Genomic DNA, 17360 nt, shown 5'->3' with positions numbered 1-17360 from the left:
TCTTTATTGATTAAAACTTTTACCTGTTTTTTCATGATGCGTTTGTCCTTTTTCCCAGGTTTTAAGACTACGCTGACAGACAAAAAACGGTTTTTATTAACTATTATTTTATCATTTTCAGATTCTAAATTATTTAATGTGGGTAATTATGATTTTGATATTATTTAAATATATTGGCGATTTTCCTTAATGATTAAAATGAAGTTTTTTATTTTATAAAAATCAAATTGTTATGTGAAGAAGATGCTATTTTAGTGTGTTATCGGTTATTTTGTGTTTTCTCAATATGTTTTTTATGAGTCGATTTAAAACTAATTAAATTTATTGTTGTTACGATAATAGTGGTGAGGAAAATATTATTTAAGCGATATCTTTTCATGTGAAATTTTATGAAAAAAAAGCAATTAATTTTTTATTAAATAACTGGCAAAAATTCACTTTTCCACAATGCTTAATTATATCAGGTTGTGCCTTACGAAAAACCAGTGACATAGTCAAGTTAAATATTAAATAAGTGTTATCGGGAACATATTTTTCGAGGGCGGTAGTGTACCTGAGGCAATAAGCGAAGTTAAATCGTTTCAAATCGCAGGGTAACTAAGAATGGGTTTCTGATGAGGAAAACATTATGTCCATTGAACCGCCGCTATATCAGGAAGGTATTGTCGTGATACATGTTGCCACGCCCGATGATTTGGTGAAGTTTGCCGATCAAGCCCTCTTCTGGAATAAAGAAACCTATGAGCAGATGAAAATTGCAGAGGTATTGTTTACGCCAGCAGGAGAAACGCCACCTGGTCTGGGTATTAAACATGTCGCTACGCCCGATGATTTGGCGAAGTTTGTCGATGAAGAATACTACTGGAATGAGAAAACCTACGAACAGATGGAAGCTGCGAGGGTGTTGTTTATACCAGCAGAAAAAATACTCGGTGTGGGTATTAAACATGTTGCTACACCCGATGATTTGGCGAAGTTTGCCGATAAAGACTTCTTCTGGAGTAAGAAAGAGTACGAGCAACTAAAAGCCGCAGAGGTGCTGTTTGTACCAAGAGAGGAAATGCCCGGTTCGGGGGTTAAACATATTGCTACGCCAGACGATCCGGCAAAGTTTACCGATAAAGCGGCCAATTAGGATAAAGAAAAGTATCGAGAGAGGGATAAAGCCAGAATATTGTTTATTTGGAAAGTAAAAGAATAGAACGGCGTGTGGCAACGTTAATTTATCTGTCATTCTGCATTGGAGGTATTAAATGGCTCACAACAAGGCATCTACATCCAGCGAGAATAATCTGTTGAATAAAGAGGAGGTTAAATCTTGGTTTAAATTATATTCCCTGCCGAAAAGTGAAAATTATACTCAATTGGTGCAAATAGCGGCGGAAGGTCGGCGTTTAGCCGGGCTGGATCTTGATCAGCCCGACAATAATCCAGGGGCAGGATTGAACCGGGATCTGGATGAGGTGAATTTACTCTTAGTGAATCCCGGTGAAGGGGTGCATATCAGGGAAGACCGTGAAATTGCTGTCAATATTGATAAGAGCAGCGGCTTACAGTTTATTAATGGCGAATTGGGATTACGCCCCGAGTTTAAATTGTCGCTGGCACTGTTTGAGAGTTTTACAGAAGAACAAAAAAGGGAACTTTACTGTTGGCTGATTCATGCTGAGGAGATGGCAGCGAGTAAAGTGCAGTTGCCCGTGTTTGACTTGCCGGCCAACGGTAACAATAAAAACCTTGGCGCTGTTGTCAGTGTCAGCGGCGATGGGAAAACTATCGCGCTTAGTGGGGCAGAAGGAAAGGAACCTGTATATCTATTTTCTTATACCGATAACGGTTGGCGGCAGCAATTCGCTGATTACGTTAGTGGTTATAGCGGCAGAGCGTTAAGTCTGAATCGAAATGGTAATGTTCTCGCGGTGGGTATTGATAACCGAAACAGTGATGGTGGGCATGGTTCGGTGTTCGTTTATCGCAAATTGGAAAATGGCACGTGGGAGAAATCTGCCAAACTTTGGCTTAGTGAGGCGAACGTTCAGCAGCATTTCGGTTGCGCTGTGGGCTTGAGCGCTGATGGCACACTATTAGCGGTAGGTTCTTATGGCTGGAGATCGGGTTCATTGACTAACTGCGGCGCCGTGTATCTTTATCAGTATGACGGGAAGAAATGGTCACAACTTGGTGAGCGTCTGACCTTATCTTCTCCGGCACAGGGCGATATGTTTGGCGGCAAACTAAGCTTGAGTGCGGATGGTTCAACCTTGGCAGTGGCGGCAACTGGGCGTAATGATAATAACGGTGAAGTGACGATATTTCATCGTCACGGGGCGGCATACTGGCAGCCGCGACCGCCACTCAATTCGCTGACTTCTCCTTTACTCATCAGCAGTGACGGCTTTGGCGCCAGTCTTAGCCTGAGCGATAGCGGCAATATTCTGGCGGTGGGGTGCCCCGGAGAGAAGAACAATATTGGTGCGGTCTATTTATACCAGCGTCACTGTAATGTATGGCAAGTTATAGGGATACTGAGAGAAGCGGTGACTGCCGGGGAAAGGTTTGGCAGCGAGTTGTCTTTGAGTGGCGACGGCCAGGTACTGGTGGTGTCAACACCTGTTGGTAAAAATGACACAGGTGTGCAAACCGGTGCGGTATGGTGGCTTATCTATCAGGATGAGCAATGGATTATGCAGGGCAAATTACTGGAGTTGGATGGGGAATCAAACCATAAATTTGGCGCCGGTGTTTGCCTTAGTGGTGATGGCAATACGTTGGCGATTGGCTCCAGTGGCTGGAAGAGTGGAGAAGGGAAAGTTTACCTTTACGACTAGCTAAATGAGGAAAAAACGATGGCGAAAGAGATAACAGATGAAACGGTCAGCCAGCTTAGTGCTCACTTCGCCCCTGGCAAGATCCCGACTGAGGCAGCATTTTATTCATTAATTGATTGGGCCACGTTGTGGCGACAGCTTTTTGGTTGGCAGGATGGTGATCAGGCTTATCATCCGGGAGTTGGGTTGCAGGTTATCGACAACCGTTTGGTGGTTAAGACTGGTGATGGCATCGCGGTGAAACCGGAGGGGCTTGCGTTAAGGCTACAGCCCAATGGGGGATTGATGTTGGATAAATCTGGGGCAGTGTCAGCGGATGGTACTGTAGCAGTTTCGGCACAAGCTTTTAAATTGCTTCCTGAGGAGACGCGGGAACAAATTGCCAAGTTGTTATTGAATGCTGAGACAGAAGGCAGAAAACAGGGAACAGAAAACAGATGACGGTGACTGCCTAATACGGCTTTTGAGGAAATATGATGACTGATAAAGAAATTAGTACTGTTGACTCATTGAAAGCGAGTTTTAAGTCTGGTGTTCGGCTCATGCCTGAAGCCTTTTCCCATTTGATTGATGAGGCATATAAGGTATATGAAATCATTGACGGCGCTCAGGGTGATGGCCCAACTACAGGACTGAAACGAGATGGTCAAGGAAAATTGGCCCTCAACACTCACCATTCTGGTGGGTTAAACCTTGAACAGGGGGCTTTGGCACTATCACTGAAGCCAGAAGGTGGGCTCTCTTTTGATGGAGGAGGGTATCTGAAATTGGATGCTGATCGGCAGATTCAGTTTACGGATTTTTTCAGTTTATCGCGTCGGGAGCGGATGGAGATCACGCAGGTGTTGGGTTTGAAACGTACTATGATAACGCGTATTGTTTCTCCTTCCTCTAAAGCGAAGGAGCGCTTTGGCCATTCTGTTAGCCTGAATGCCGCGGGAGACTGTTTAGCGGTTGGGATGATTAATAAAGTCTGTGTATATACGCGCCGGAAGAGTGGTGAGTGGAATACAAGCACGCCTATTGTGCTTGAGTCTTATCAAAGTGATCATTATGGATTTTCATGGGATGTCTGTCTGGATGCGGCGGGAGGTTGCTTGGCGTTGGCAGCTAGTGGGGCCAATAGTTCCGAAAAGAGGGTTGGTGTACATATGCGCACAAATGGCGTCTGGGATGTAATAAAGCCCGTTTGGTTTCCGGCTCCGAGCCGCACTGAAATCTTTGGCTTGGGTATCAGCTTGAGTGCAGCAGGAGACTGTCTGGTGGCTGGGTGCGAATACAAACCACCTACGTTACATTCTACGTTCTATATGTTTACACGCACGAACGGGATCTGGAATAGAGAAAATCCCATTAAGTTTCCGGTCCCTTCGAGTTCTTATGAGTTTGGCAAGGCTGTCGCCCTGAGTGCCGCAGGAAACTGTCTGGCGGTGCATGGTTACGATGATTTCACAATAAGCACTATTTATGTGTATACACGCACGAATGGGATCTGGAATAGAGAAAACCCCATTAAGCTCAAAGACTCTGAAGATAGCTCATCCGGTTTTGGCAAGGTTTTTAGCCTGAATGCAGAGGGAGATCGTCTGGCAGTGGGGGGATTTTATAAATCCACTGATATTGTTAGGGCGGTTTATCTGTATACGCGCACAAATGGGATCTGGGATAGAGAAAATCCCATTAAGTTTTCGGCCCCTGCAAGTGATGTATATTTTGGCGATTCTCTCGAACTGAATGATGCGGGAGATCGCCTGGTAGTGGGGGCGTCTTCAAGGGTGTATGTGTATACCTGTTTGAATGATGAGTGGAATATGGAAACACCTATGGAGATTTTGGATCCTTCAGGCAATTCAGGCAATTTAGATACTTTTGGTGGATCTGTCAGCCTGAATAAGGTGGGGACGAGTTTGGTAGTTGGTGCAGCGTCAGAGAGTGTCGATTCTAAATCCGAAGCCGGTGCAGTTTATGTTTTTGAGAATGTCAAATGGTGACTAAAATCACTAAACTGGACGTTATCCTGTATCCTCGGCACTTTGTCCACGCATGGATGCGGGCTGTTACAGCGTAGTAGTACCCTTTATATATCCCTCACCCCGGTCACATAGTTCGCTATGCACCCGGGGATTCGCTCCCTTGCCGTCACGATGCATCTTGAAATCCATAGGGGATACCCTTGAGCCTGATGTGTGAGCCGCTGAAATTTCCGGCAGATTCAGCGGATTCAATATTGTTTGAAAAGATAGTCGATAATATCCTGTTGAAGTTCAAAGGCATCACGTCGTTCCGCAAGGTAGCTTTTTAGTACGGTGAGTGAACGCAGGCTTTCGCGCAGTTGGATTTCGTTTTCTATATTTTGCCGCAATTTTTTGCAGTGTTCGCGGAGGTTATTTTCTATTGCCTTCGATGTTTCACCTCCCAGTGTGCTCCAAATCATGCCTGGTAACGAATCAGATTTTTTTAGCTGATTAAGCTCACTGGCTAGTATATCTATACGTGCTTTTAGCAACTTATTGATGTCGGATATATCCCGACTGTTAAAACTGAAAGTTGGATCAATGTATTCGTAGTACATGTTTATTATCGTCCAGACATCATTATCTTTCTTGGCTTTTGATAACTGTACCATCAACTGGTTTTTTTTCTTTTTCTCATCTAAATCCTGTTCACGATCCGGATGTAATACCTTGGCTATTTTTCTATACATTTGGCTTACTTCCTGCGATTTAAATAAATCATCCAGTTTTCTCTGGTCTTCTTCCGCAGGGTTGAAATCATCGGTATCTTCTGCATCATATTCATCGTAGAAATGTTCTGATTCCCGTTGAAAATGCTGTTCTATGGTGGCACGCATTTTTTCAGGATTTTTCATCATATCAAGTAATTCTTCATCAGATATTTCTTCATTAAAATCAAAATATTCATCCAAAGTCTGCCGGATATCAGCCATCTGTTCTGGTGTTGGAGCTTCCTCTTCTTTCAACGTATGAAGATTGGAAAAGTAATCGGTCAACTTATTGAGATCAAGGTTTTCGTTAAAGGGGTAAGCACATAACTCAGCAAGCTCCTCTTCTATCCAGAAAAATAATTCTCTCCGTTGGTTTTTCCCCAGCGATTTTTTATCGGCAAATGAAAGCAACCGTGCCGCTTTATCATATCTGGACTGTATATATTGATGCTCTACCGGTAAAACCTCTTGTTGAAAGCGCATGAACAAGTCGTCTTGTTGCTGTTGTAGCTTGGCGATCTTCAATTGGTATTTTTCGATGGACTTCCAGTAAGCTTTGAATTGTTGCTGAGGCGTTTTTGGTATCTGTTGTCCGCTCGATTTTCTTTTTTTTAGTTGCTTGTGCATCAATATTGTTCCTGAAGTTGAAACTCGTACGTTGAGTAATTAAAAATTATATTGTCAATACCCGTTGTCGTTTATTCCTATTCTGCAATATATTTTCGTAACACGCAAAACATTATAGTTATGCAATTGTTACATTGACTTACAAATGGTGATTTTTGCTAATCTTTTCTTCCCTGATTGCAATAACAGTTTCACAATACTTTTCGTCTGAATTATTCATACCTGAGGACTCCGTGAGCAGCTACGAAGCTCGGGTTGAACAGGAAGGTGGCGCTGATAAATACTATCAAAACAATAAAAAACGGCACTACCGCGATGGGCGGTAATGCGCTGAATCAAACCTGGACTTTATGGCCGGAAAACATGGAGTGACGGGTAGCCTGGCCGTCAGAACCATAAAGAGAGGGGCTGTGGTGGCTTTTTAGAAAAGCGATAGCTTTACTATTTAACTCAAGATGCTGGGCTAACAACAGACCATTATGGGCGTTTAAATCACGAACCTGGATAGTTGCTTTGTCGATCTGTTGCCACAATGTGGCGAGCATAGGCTGCTTATCGTAAGGCGCGATGGTCTTTAACTCTTTGCTTAAATTAAGACGCTGTTGTTCTGAATGGCCAAACGCGGATAACAAAAAGTTTTTTCGTTCTGTTACCCGGTGTAAATCTCGTGCTTCAATAAAACCCTCGCACAGAATACGTTGCTCTTCCGCCATTGTTTGGGTCAGCGAGGTTAAATAGGTAACTTGCTGTTCGAGTAATTGCTGAAGTTCTTCCATAATGGGTTTAATTACTTTTTATAATACGGAAAGTTTTCGGCGGCTTCTCTGAGCAGAGCGTCTGCGATTTTACCGCTGTTCATTTTTAAGGTTCCCTGAGCGACAGCTTCTTTCAGCTTTTGCACCTTTTGGATGTTGATATCCTGGCTGCTCGGCTGAACCAGTTTTGTTTGTGCTTCGCTCAGTTTTACTTGCGCATCACTGCTTTTTAACGTAACGCCGGAGGTTTTTCGGGTGCCCTGGGCGCTTTCATTAGTAGGTCGCTGTTGAACAGCAGCGATAGCTAATAAGGGTTGAGTGCGTTCGATACTCATAATCATTATCCTTTATGGCCAGGCATAGGTTCACCTATGGATCGGAGCAGGTTACATGCCATTTGCATACCTGCAAATCATGCTCTGCTGGTTATATCGGCACAGTAAAAGAAAACTTTAGCAACTTATAACATGATTTTTACACTGCCGTTTTCTAATGCCTGGCCGGTTATAACGTGCCCTGAATTCATTCGAACCCTGACTTTATCAGAAGTTGCCGCGTTATTAATAGCTTTCCCTTCATTGCGAATCTGAAAACCCTTGCCCTGCACAATCACCCCCACATTCTGACCTGCCCGTACAGCCCACGGGCGACGTAACATGTTGCGGGTAATTGCCTGCCCTGCCGGAATGTTGCGTATAGCAACACTGTTTTTTATTTCATTTTTGTTAACAATCAGATCGCTCGGTAGTTTTTCCAGCAATCCGCTTCTGATCTGAAAATCTTTCTCTGATAAAACATCATTACGGGAGAGTGCTCGGCGGGTAACCCAATAATGTCCTGTAACGCTGACAGCGACCTGAATAAATTTGCGTTTTTGATGACAAACGATGGGTAAAGAGATATTTCCCCAGTTTTGACCACCAACAGCGGGGTGAATTTCCGGTGATTCACACTGAGGCCATTGCTGTTCCGGTGTTCTGATTTCAACAGAAATTTTTTGATGATTATCCCTGTGTATCTGCTGAAAATAATGCGTTATGGTCTGAGGCAGATTATTTCCCCATACCATCGGAGTCATAAAGAAAAACGCGAATAGCCCGATAATCTTTATAGCTTGCATTTTCTCGTTCTCATTATTCTGTCAATAAAGTAGATAAATCCGCGGCTGTTGGGTGGCGCACAGTGTACCTGCATTGAATATCGGTCAATGGGATAAATAGCAATTCAATTAGCGTCTATTCATCCGATAGGCTTTTTCTTCTGCGTTTATTCTGTTTACTGCGAATTTCGCGATCGCGAACTGCGCTATTAAGGTTCATAACACAGGTACGTCACATCAAGAGGGAGGAGTATGCTCGATAAATTAGATGCAGCCTTTCATTTTCAGCAGGAAGCTTTGTCATTGCGATCACGGCGACAGGAAATATTGTCCGCGAATATCGCCAATGCGGATACTCCAGGATACCAGGCGCGGGATATTGATTTCGCCACACAACTGAAAAAAACCATTGCGCACGGTCGGGTCACCGGAAACGGGATCGGGCTGACGCTGACATCGGATCGGCATATTCCAATTCAGCCTCAGAAGAGAATGGAGATGGACTTGCTGTATCGGGTGCCTTATCAGGCGGCGATGGATGGCAACACAGTGGATATGGATATGGAACGCGGTAATTTTATGGATAACAGCCTGAAATATCAGGCTGAACTGACGGCGACCAGCTCCCAGGTTAAAAGCATGATGGCAGTCTTACAGCAAGGATAAAGGCTATGTCTTTACTCAGTGTTTTTGATATTGCCGGTTCGGCTTTATCAGCTCAATCCCAACGATTAAATGTCAGTGCCAGCAATATGGCGAATGTCGATAGCGTTTCGGGGCCTGATGGTCAGCCATATCGGGCGAAACAGGTGGTTTTTCGTGTCACTGCTCCGGCAGGGCAGGAAACAGGCGGTGTTCGGGTCAGCGAAATTGTTGATGATCCCACCCCTTTCCGCCTTGAGTATCAGCCAGGTCACCCATTGGCCGATGAAAAAGGCTATGTGCGTATGCCAAACGTTGATGTGGTCGGGGAAATGATCAACACCATTTCGGCTTCCCGCAGCTATCAAGCTAACGTTGAGGTGTTGAATACAACCAAATCGATCATGTTGAAAACATTAACGTTAGGTCAGTAACAGGAGCGACTCATGGGAATATCGAGTTTAATGAATGAATCGCTGGATAACACCACTGTTGGGGAGTTGGCATCGTCCAGCGATACAAAGAAGAACAGCAAAGAGCTGAACAGCAACTTTATGCAACTGCTGATTGCACAAATAAGAAACCAAGATCCAACTAACCCGATGCAGAACAATGAGTTGACATCCCATTTGGCGCAGATTAACACGCTAGAAGGGATCGAAAAGTTGAATACCACGCTGGGGTCTATTGTCGGTCAAATTAATAATAGCCAGTCTTTACAGGCATCAGCTTTGATTGGTCGGGGCGTTATGATCCCCGGAGATACTATTCTGGTGGGGTCTAGCGAGGAAGGGGGGATCAGTACCACACCATTTGGTATTGAGTTGGAAAGACCGGCGGATAGTGTGAAAGTGACCATTACGGATAAACAAGGGGCTGTGGTACGCCAAATTGATATCGGTTCGTTGGACGCGGGGGCCCATAACTTTACTTGGAATGGTACAAAAGAAGATGGCACTACAGCTGCGGATGGCGCTTATGAAATTACCATTGCAGCCAGTTATAAAGGCGAGCAGAGAGTGTTTCAGCCACTGATGTTCGCTGTTGTGAAGGGCGTTACCCGTGACACGGACGGAGCTAAGTTAGATTTAGGGCGGTTTGGTACCGTCACGATGGATCAGGTACGTCAGATTCTTTAACAAACAAGCATTTTAACGGAGAGTAATATGGCTTTTTCACAAGCAGTGAGTGGTTTGAATGCAGCGTCAGCTAATCTGGATGTTATAGGTAATAATATCGCTAATGCAGCGACATATGGTTTTAAATCCAGTACTGCTGCTTTTGCTGACATCTTTGCCGGTTCTCAGGTGGGGCTGGGTGTAAAAATGTCGGGTATTAACCAGAACTTTAAAGATGGTACGCCAACTACCACCAACCGCTCTCTCGACTTGGCAATCACGGAAAATGGTTTTTTCCGTATGCAAGATAATAATGGCGGGATCTTCTACTCCCGTAACGGCCAGTTCAAAATGGACGAGAACCGTAACATTATCAACATGCAAGGCATGAAGCTGACAGGCTATCCAGCAGTGAGTATCAATGGGGGGGTACCACAGGTTCAGAAGGGCGCTAACCCGGTAGCGATTACTGTATCTCAGGATATGTTGCTGGCTAAAGCGACAACCGCGGTGACTATGCAAGTGAACCTTAATTCGATGCATAAAGTACCAACGGAAGCTTTCTCGCCAGACAAGCCAGACTCTTATAACTACCCTAACACGATCACGGTTTTCGACAGTCTGGGCAACCCGCATGGTATTAACGTTTTCTTTGTAAAAACAAATGATAACGAATGGCAAGTTTATGCGCGGGATGGGGATGTGGCCGGTGCTAAAGAAGCTTCACTTGGAACCTTGAAATTTGATGGTAACGGTAGAGTCATTGGTAATGATAACCAGTTCACGTTTAATGTTCCTTCGCTGAATGGTTCTTTGGCTTCGGATATTACTATTAATTTTAATAACAGCCGGCAACAAAAAATTGATGCTGACAGCGTAACCAAACCCACCCAGAACGGTTATGCCGCTGGTCAGTTTAGTGGCTACCGTATTGAGAATGATGGTCGTGTCATCGGTACCTACTCCAATCAGCAATCTCAACTGCTTGGTCAGATTGTACTGACTAACTTTGCTAACCCGGAAGGGCTGGCAGCGCAGGGTGACAACGTGTGGTCAGAAACCGGTGCTTCAGGTAGTCCGGTGGTGGGAACTGCGGACTCAGGTAGTTTTGGTAAATTGCTCAGTGGTACATTGGAATCATCCAACGTTGATATGGGTCAGGAACTGGTCAATATGATCGTGACTCAGCGCAACTATCAATCCAATGCTCAGACCATTAAAACTCAGGATCAGATCCTGCAAACTCTGGTCAGTTTGCGCTGATAGTTTCAGGATAGCATTATGGATCATGTCATCTATACCGCAATGGGCGGTGCTCGTCAGACACTGGAACATCAGGCAGTGACGGCGAATAATCTGGCAAATGCGTCAACGCCGGGTTTTAAGGCACAACTGGCTGCATTGCGAGCGGTTCCTGTTGAAGGGGCTGCCTATAACACCCGCACTTTGGTTGTGGCTTCAACACCGGGTGCTGACCATCGTCAGGGGCCGATGAACTATACCGCGCGTCCGCTGGATGTGGCGATTGGGCAGGGAGGATATCTGGCGGTTCAGCTTGAAGATGGTTCTGAGGCTTATACGCGTAACGGCAGCATTCAGATTTCAGCGGAAGGTCAGTTAACTGTTCAAGGTAACTTGTTGATGGGTGAGAATGGCCCGATAGAGGTTCCTCCGCACGCTGAATTAACCTTGGCAGCTGATGGTTCGCTATCTGCACTGGTTTCCGGTGATCCGCCAACATTATCAGGGCAACTTGGTCGATTGAAAATGGTGAAACCAGAGAACAATCAACTTGTCCGTGGTGATGATGGTCTCTTCCATATGACTGAACAGGCACAAGCGTTACAGGGTGATGTCTTACCTGCCAGCGATGAGGTGAAATTAATGCCTGGTACGCTTGAAGGAAGTAACGTCAACCCGATGGAAAGTATGGTGAATATGATTGCCAATGCCCGTCGTTTTGAAATGCAGATGAAAGTCATCCATAGCTCAGATGAAAATGCACAACGTGCTAATCAGCTGTTATCAATGAGTTGATTTAGACACAGAGGATAAAATCGATGATCCGATCATTATGGATTGCTAAAACTGGGCTGGATGCCCAGCAAACCAATATGGATGTGATTGCCAATAACCTGGCAAACGTCAGCACCAATGGTTTTAAACGCCAGCGTGCCGTTTTTGAAGATCTGCTTTACCAGACCATTCGTCAACCAGGGGCGATGTCATCGGAACAAACCCTCTTACCTTCTGGTTTACAAATAGGTACCGGGGTGCGTCCGGTAGCAACAGAACGTATACATAGTCAGGGAAACTTATCTGAAACTAATAACATTCGTAATGTTGCCATTAGAGGGAAGGGTTTCTTTCAGGTTCAGCTACCTGATGGTACCAGTGCTTACACTCGCGACGGTTCATTTCAGGAAGATCAAAACGGGCAGTTGACTACCGCTAGCGGTTTTTTGATATTCCCTACCATTACCATTCCTGATAACGCGACGGATATCGCCATTAGCCGTGATGGTGTTGTCAGTGTGAAAGTACAGGGGCAATCGGCACCTCAGCAAGTTGGGCAATTTACCCTGACAACTTTTATCAATGACAGCGGGTTGGAAAGTATTGGTGAAAACCTTTATCTGGAGACCAACAGCTCTGGCGTACCGATTGAAAATACACCAGGAATAAATGGCGCTGGGTTGCTCGTGCATAAATATGTAGAGACATCTAACGTCAATATCGCTGAAGAATTGGTCAATATGATTCAGACTCAGCGTGCTTATGAAGTTAACAGTAAGGCTGTGTCAACTTCTGATCAGATGCTGCAAAAGCTGACTCAGTTGTAACCTAATCATCAATCAGAACCACGGGGGAACGTAGTTTCCCCGTTATTCAGAGATAAATTAAGAGCATCGAAGATGGATACAATGGCTGTTGCCGAGACCAGCGCTGTTTGTCAGTCCCGCAATTTACGGAAAAATGCGACAAATAAATGGCGTTGCAGTATAGCACTGGCGGTATTGTCACTCACGGGCTGTGCCTATATCCCGCAAAAACCTCTGGTTGGGGGGGCCACAACCGCAGCACCTTCCGCGGCAACTGCGCCAGTACCGAATGGCGCCATTTTTCAGGCAATGCAGCCTGTTTATTATGGTTATCAGCCGTTATTTGAAGATCGCCGCCCCCGAAATATTGGCGATACTCTGACGATTACCTTGCAGGAAAATGTCAGCGCCAGCAAAAGTTCTTCTGCTAATGCCAGCCGTAACGGAAAAACGGCTTTTTCTGCGACACTGACTCCTCGTTTCCTTAAGGGGTTAATTGGTGGAGATAAAACCGATTTGGACATGGAGGGTGATAATACTTTCGGCGGGAAAGGTGGCGCTAATGCCAATAACACGTTCAGAGGTACGATTACTGTTACGGTTGATAAATTACTGGCAAACGGCAACTTACACGTTATTGGTGAAAAGCAGATCGCTATCAATCAGGGAACAGAGTTTATCCGTTTCTCCGGTGTCGTTAACCCACGGACAATTAATGCGAATAACACCGTCAGTTCCAATCAGGTGGCTGATGCCCGCATTGAATATGTGGGGAATGGGTATATTAATGAAGCGCAGAATATGGGCTGGTTACAGCGTTTCTTCTTGAATGTTTCACCGTTTTAAAAGGGGGATGGTTATGATAAAACAATTTGCTGTCAGCCTTCTTCTTGCATTGCTGACTCTGATGACAACCCCGGCATCGGCGGAACGTATCCGTGATCTGACTACGGTACAAGGGGTGAGGGAAAATGCGTTGATCGGTTATGGTTTGGTTGTCGGATTGGATGGGACCGGTGACCAGACCACACAGACGCCATTTACCACTCAGAGTTTAAGCAATATGTTATCCCAGTTGGGGATTACCGTTCCTCCGGGAACCAACATGCAGTTGAAAAACGTAGCGGCTGTGATGGTAACGGCAAAATTACCGCCATTTGGCCGTGCCGGACAGAATATTGATGTGGTGGTTTCTTCTCTGGGCAATGCCAAAAGCTTGCGTGGCGGTACTTTGCTGATGACACCACTAAAAGGTATTGATAATCAGATATACGCTCTGGCTCAGGGCAATATTCTGGTTGGCGGCGCGGGTGCCAGTTCTGGTGGCAGCAGTGTGAAAGTGAATCAGCTGGCGGGGGGCCGGATTAGTAACGGTGCGGTTATTGAGCGTGAGTTGCCAACACAGTTTGGTGAGAATGGCATACTTAATTTGCAGTTAAATAACGAAGATTTCTCCCTGGCACAGCAAATCAGCGACGTGATCAATCGTATGCGCGGAACGGGGACAGCAACGCCGCTGGATGCCCGCACGGTGCAATTACGTATGCCGAAGGATAAGAGCGAGCAGGTTAAATTCCTTTCTCATGTGCAGAACCTGACTATCCGTGTTGATGCGGGTGATGCCAAAGTGATTATTAACTCCCGCACCGGCTCGGTGGTGATGAATCGTAATGTTATGCTGGATAGTTGTGCCGTTGCTCAGGGAAATCTTTCTGTCACTGTTGATAATCAGGTTGTTGTTAATCAGCCAAATACCCCATTCGCAGGTGGCGCGACCGTTGTCACCCGTAATCCCAGTGTGGCTGTCCGTGAACAGGGAGGGGCATTGCAGAAGGTTAATGCCAGCGCGAGTTTGAATAGTGTTATTCAGGCACTGAATGCATTGGGTGCTACACCGAATGATTTAATGTCGATCTTACAGGCAATGGAAAGTGCGGGTTGTCTGCGGGCAAAACTGGAGATCATCTGATGAGTGATTTTTCAACCCTGTCCGGTGCAGCTTATGATGTACAGTCGGTTAACGCGCTGAAATCCAGTTTGGCAAAAGATTCGCCGCAAGGGCTACGGCAGGTAGCCCAACAAATGGAAGGCATCTTTGTTGAGATAATGCTGAAAAGTATGCGTTCAGCTCTGCCTAAAGATGGCCTGCTGAGCAGTGAACAGACACGTCTTTATACTTCGATGTACGATCAACAAATTGCTCAGAATATGTCTCAGAAGGGGCTGGGTTTTGCCGATATGCTGCTAAAGCAGCTTTCTAACGTCAATACCGCGCCCAGTGAAATGGCTGGGAAAATGCCCATGACACTGGATAACGAAGTTTTGCAAACATTGCCAAGACCGGCGCTTGAGCAATTTATCCGCCGGACGGTGCCAAAATCTGCTGCTGCACCTAAGCCACTCCCCCTGAACAGTACCAACTTTGTTTCTACGCTCTCTATTCCCGCTCAAATAGCTAGCCAACGCAGTGGTATTCCTCATTTGCTGATTATCGCTCAGGCTGCGCTGGAGTCGGGCTGGGGGCAAAGGGAAATCCTGACTGCCGACGGTAAGCCAAGCCATAATTTGTTTGGTATTAAAGCGGGTAAAGGCTGGAGAGGGCCGGTAACCAATATCTTGACTACGGAATATATTAACGGCGAACCACAGAAAATGAAGGATAACTTCCGTGTGTATGGTTCTTACGTAGAAGCGATTACCGATTACGTCAAATTACTGACAGAAAGCCCCCGTTACGCCAACGTTGCCAGTTCAGCTACGCCGGAGCAGGGGGCTTATTCTCTGCAACAGGCGGGCTATGCAACCGATCCCGGCTATGCGAAAAAACTGGTCTCTGTTATTCAACAGCTGAAAGGTGCAGGAGAACAGGCGGTAAAAGCGTATACCCACGATTTGAGTAAACTGTTCTGATCCACATTTTGCTCAAGTTTTATTGAGTTTAGCCGATAAATTATAACAGTACAGACACTGTTTTTACCTAATCTGAAGGGTTATTTGCCGCCACCAGCGGAGACATAACTAAAACGCAAAAGGATCTACTGATGTCCAACAGTCTTATTAATACCGCGATGAGTGGCCTTCAGGCTGCTCAGATTGCTCTGGGAACAGTGAGTAATAACGTCACAAACGCCCGTGTTCCCGGTTATAACCGGCAATCAACAGTTATAAATCAAAATGGTGGTACGATGACATCCATTGGCTTTATGGGAAATGGTGTTACTGTCACCAGTATTAACCGTCAATATAATGAATTCATTAATAATCAGCTTTCTGCCTCTCAGGCGAAACAAGGTGCATTGACCACATATTCCCAGCAAATTTCCCAGATTGATAATTTGCTTGCAGATAAAGCGAATAGTCTTTCAAACACCATTGATGACTTCTTTACCAGTTTAAGAAATGTCATCAGTAATGCTGAAGATGACGCAGCCAGAACAACAACTATCGGTAACGCAAAGGGGCTGGTAAACCAGTTGAAAAGTGCGGATACCTTCCTGCGTAATATGGAAAACAACATCAATAAGGGCATAACGGATAGTGTTGATTCCATCAATAACTATGCTGAGCAAATAGCCAAACTGAATGGTGAAATTACCCGAATGAAGGGCGGTAGTAGTGCTGAACCAAACGCATTGCTTGATCAGCGGGATCAATTGGTCAATGGGCTGAATAAGCTGGTTGGTGTGAGCGTAACTCAGCAGGATGGCTCTTATAATGTGACTTTTGCCGGTGGGTTGACGCTGGTTCAGGGGACAACCGCATACAAAGTAGAACCTATTTCATCCAATGCGGATAGTAGCCGTATCACGTTGGGTTATGATCGTGGTTTTGGTGACGTGGTTGAGATTAATGAAAAATTCATTAATCAAGGTGAATTAAGTGGCACATTACGGGCGCGTAGTGAAGTGCTGGATAATTCCCGTAATCAGTTAAACCAATTAGCCTTGGTATTGGGCGATCAATTTAATCAGGTTCACCGTGCTGGTTTTGATTTGAAGGGCAAACCGGGTGAAGATTTCTTCACATTTAATAACCCGGATGTTATTTCCAATAGCAAAAATAAAGGTTCTGCCGATTTTAAAGTGGAATACGCAGATACCACGGCGGTAAAAGCCAGTGATTACCATATCAGCTACGATGGTGCTAATTGGAAAATACAACGTGCCTCTGATAAAGCCGATATTTCTGCCAAAGTGACGGGTAATACACTGGAATTTGATGGATTGAAAGTTGAAATTAATTCAACTAATGCACAAGTGAATGACCAATACACACTGAGAGCGGTCAGCGGTGTTATTGGCGACATGGAAGTTAATGTTAAAGATGCGTCACAATTTGCTGCTGCCGGTACTAAAGACTCCGGGCCAAGTGATAACGTCAATGTCAAAAAACTCGCTGAATTGCAGAGTAAAAAACTGGTCGATGGTAAAGCCTCATTTTCCGGCGCTTATGCTTCGATGGTCAGTACGATTGGTAACCAGACCAACACCGCCAATGTTGATTTAAAAACTCAGAACAATATTACTAAGCAGCTTTATGCTGAACAGCAATCTGTTTCTGGTGTCAACATGGATGAAGAGTACGGCGCGTTGCAGGGTTTGCAGCAATATTATCTGGCGAACGCGCAAGTGATCCAAACCGCCTCAACGCTGTTTAATGCCATTTTAGATCTTCGATAAACGTGGCATTCATTAAAAATAGCCTGAGGATAGTCAGATATCCTGGGCGTTTAGCTGAATATTTG

The 17360-nt window shown here is 45.1% G+C and carries 18 protein-coding genes; 14 read left to right on the top strand and 4 right to left on the bottom strand.

Annotated features, from left to right (window positions below; genetic code table 11):
• Window positions 1–628 precede the first annotated feature (628 nt).
• From VY86_RS21490 to VY86_RS21475, 4 genes are all read left to right on the top strand, one after another.
• Window positions 629–1135 carry a hypothetical protein gene (locus tag VY86_RS21490; protein WP_046976508.1) on the top strand — a complete coding sequence of 169 codons (507 nt, stop codon included), beginning with the start codon at window positions 629–631 and terminating at the stop codon, window positions 1133–1135.
• A 118-nt stretch (window positions 1136–1253) separates the two neighbouring features.
• Window positions 1254–2828 (top strand): WD40 repeat domain-containing protein, encoded by a 1575-nt coding sequence (locus tag VY86_RS21485; protein ID WP_046976507.1) that lies wholly within the window; start codon window positions 1254–1256, stop codon window positions 2826–2828.
• 18 nt (window positions 2829–2846) lie between these two features.
• Complete coding sequence (locus tag VY86_RS21480) at window positions 2847–3269, top strand: hypothetical protein (RefSeq protein ID WP_046976506.1); 423 nt, start codon at window positions 2847–2849, stop codon at window positions 3267–3269.
• A gap of 32 nt (window positions 3270–3301) precedes the next feature.
• Window positions 3302–4819 carry a hypothetical protein gene (locus VY86_RS21475; protein ID WP_046976505.1) on the top strand — a complete coding sequence of 506 codons (1518 nt, stop codon included), beginning with the start codon at window positions 3302–3304 and terminating at the stop codon, window positions 4817–4819.
• A 230-nt stretch (window positions 4820–5049) separates the two neighbouring features.
• Here the strand turns inward: VY86_RS21475 and VY86_RS21470 are convergent, their stop codons facing one another.
• The 4 genes from VY86_RS21470 to flgA form a co-directional block, all read right to left on the bottom strand.
• The gene (locus VY86_RS21470; protein ID WP_046976504.1) at window positions 5050–6180 is read right to left on the bottom strand and encodes a hypothetical protein; all 1131 of its coding nucleotides are present in this window, start codon (window positions 6178–6180) and stop codon (window positions 5050–5052) included.
• A gap of 335 nt (window positions 6181–6515) precedes the next feature.
• A complete protein-coding gene (locus tag VY86_RS21465) occupies window positions 6516–6956 on the bottom strand; it encodes a flagella synthesis protein FlgN (RefSeq protein ID WP_046976503.1) in 441 nt (146 codons plus the stop codon).
• An 11-nt stretch (window positions 6957–6967) separates the two neighbouring features.
• A complete protein-coding gene (flgM, locus tag VY86_RS21460) occupies window positions 6968–7270 on the bottom strand; it encodes a flagellar biosynthesis anti-sigma factor FlgM (RefSeq protein WP_046976502.1) in 303 nt (100 codons plus the stop codon).
• A 125-nt stretch (window positions 7271–7395) separates the two neighbouring features.
• Window positions 7396–8055, bottom strand: coding sequence for a flagellar basal body P-ring formation chaperone FlgA (gene flgA / locus VY86_RS21455; RefSeq protein WP_046976501.1), 660 nt, complete (start codon window positions 8053–8055; stop codon window positions 7396–7398).
• A gap of 231 nt (window positions 8056–8286) precedes the next feature.
• Between flgA and flgB the strand changes: the two genes are divergently transcribed.
• The 10 genes from flgB (at window position 8287) to flgK (ending at window position 17295) form a co-directional block, all read left to right on the top strand.
• Window positions 8287–8700: a flagellar basal body rod protein FlgB gene (gene flgB, locus VY86_RS21450; protein ID WP_046976500.1), complete on the top strand. Its 414-nt coding sequence runs from the start codon at window positions 8287–8289 to the stop codon at window positions 8698–8700.
• A gap of 5 nt (window positions 8701–8705) precedes the next feature.
• A complete protein-coding gene (gene flgC / locus VY86_RS21445; RefSeq protein ID WP_046976499.1) occupies window positions 8706–9110 on the top strand; it encodes a flagellar basal body rod protein FlgC in 405 nt (134 codons plus the stop codon).
• Between the two features lie 12 nt (window positions 9111–9122).
• Window positions 9123–9815, top strand: coding sequence for a flagellar hook assembly protein FlgD (gene flgD / locus VY86_RS21440; RefSeq protein WP_046976498.1), 693 nt, complete (start codon window positions 9123–9125; stop codon window positions 9813–9815).
• Between the two features lie 27 nt (window positions 9816–9842).
• On the top strand, window positions 9843–11057 hold the full coding sequence (gene flgE / locus VY86_RS21435; protein WP_046976497.1) for a flagellar hook protein FlgE: 1215 nt from the start codon (window positions 9843–9845) through the stop codon (window positions 11055–11057).
• Window positions 11058–11075: 18 nt separating this feature from the next.
• A complete protein-coding gene (locus VY86_RS21430) occupies window positions 11076–11831 on the top strand; it encodes a flagellar basal body rod protein FlgF (RefSeq protein ID WP_046976496.1) in 756 nt (251 codons plus the stop codon).
• Between the two features lie 23 nt (window positions 11832–11854).
• Window positions 11855–12637, top strand: coding sequence for a flagellar basal-body rod protein FlgG (gene flgG / locus VY86_RS21425; protein WP_046976495.1), 783 nt, complete (start codon window positions 11855–11857; stop codon window positions 12635–12637).
• Window positions 12638–12709: 72 nt separating this feature from the next.
• Complete coding sequence (locus tag VY86_RS21420; protein ID WP_046976494.1) at window positions 12710–13462, top strand: flagellar basal body L-ring protein FlgH; 753 nt, start codon at window positions 12710–12712, stop codon at window positions 13460–13462.
• Window positions 13463–13475: 13 nt separating this feature from the next.
• The gene (locus tag VY86_RS21415; RefSeq protein ID WP_046976493.1) at window positions 13476–14585 is read left to right on the top strand and encodes a flagellar basal body P-ring protein FlgI; all 1110 of its coding nucleotides are present in this window, start codon (window positions 13476–13478) and stop codon (window positions 14583–14585) included.
• Window positions 14585–15526: a flagellar assembly peptidoglycan hydrolase FlgJ gene (gene flgJ / locus VY86_RS21410; protein WP_046976492.1), complete on the top strand. Its 942-nt coding sequence runs from the start codon at window positions 14585–14587 to the stop codon at window positions 15524–15526. The genes VY86_RS21415 and flgJ overlap by 1 nt, the downstream gene beginning before the upstream one ends.
• Window positions 15527–15657: 131 nt before the next feature.
• The gene (flgK, locus tag VY86_RS21405; RefSeq protein ID WP_046976491.1) at window positions 15658–17295 is read left to right on the top strand and encodes a flagellar hook-associated protein FlgK; all 1638 of its coding nucleotides are present in this window, start codon (window positions 15658–15660) and stop codon (window positions 17293–17295) included.
• The last annotated feature ends 65 nt before the right edge of the window (window positions 17296–17360 follow it).

It is taken from the genome of Photorhabdus thracensis (genome assembly GCF_001010285.1).
GTDB lineage: Bacteria > Pseudomonadota > Gammaproteobacteria > Enterobacterales > Enterobacteriaceae > Photorhabdus > Photorhabdus temperata.
Note: the sequence above shows the minus strand (reverse complement) of the source record. Positions and strands in the feature narration are given on the sequence as shown.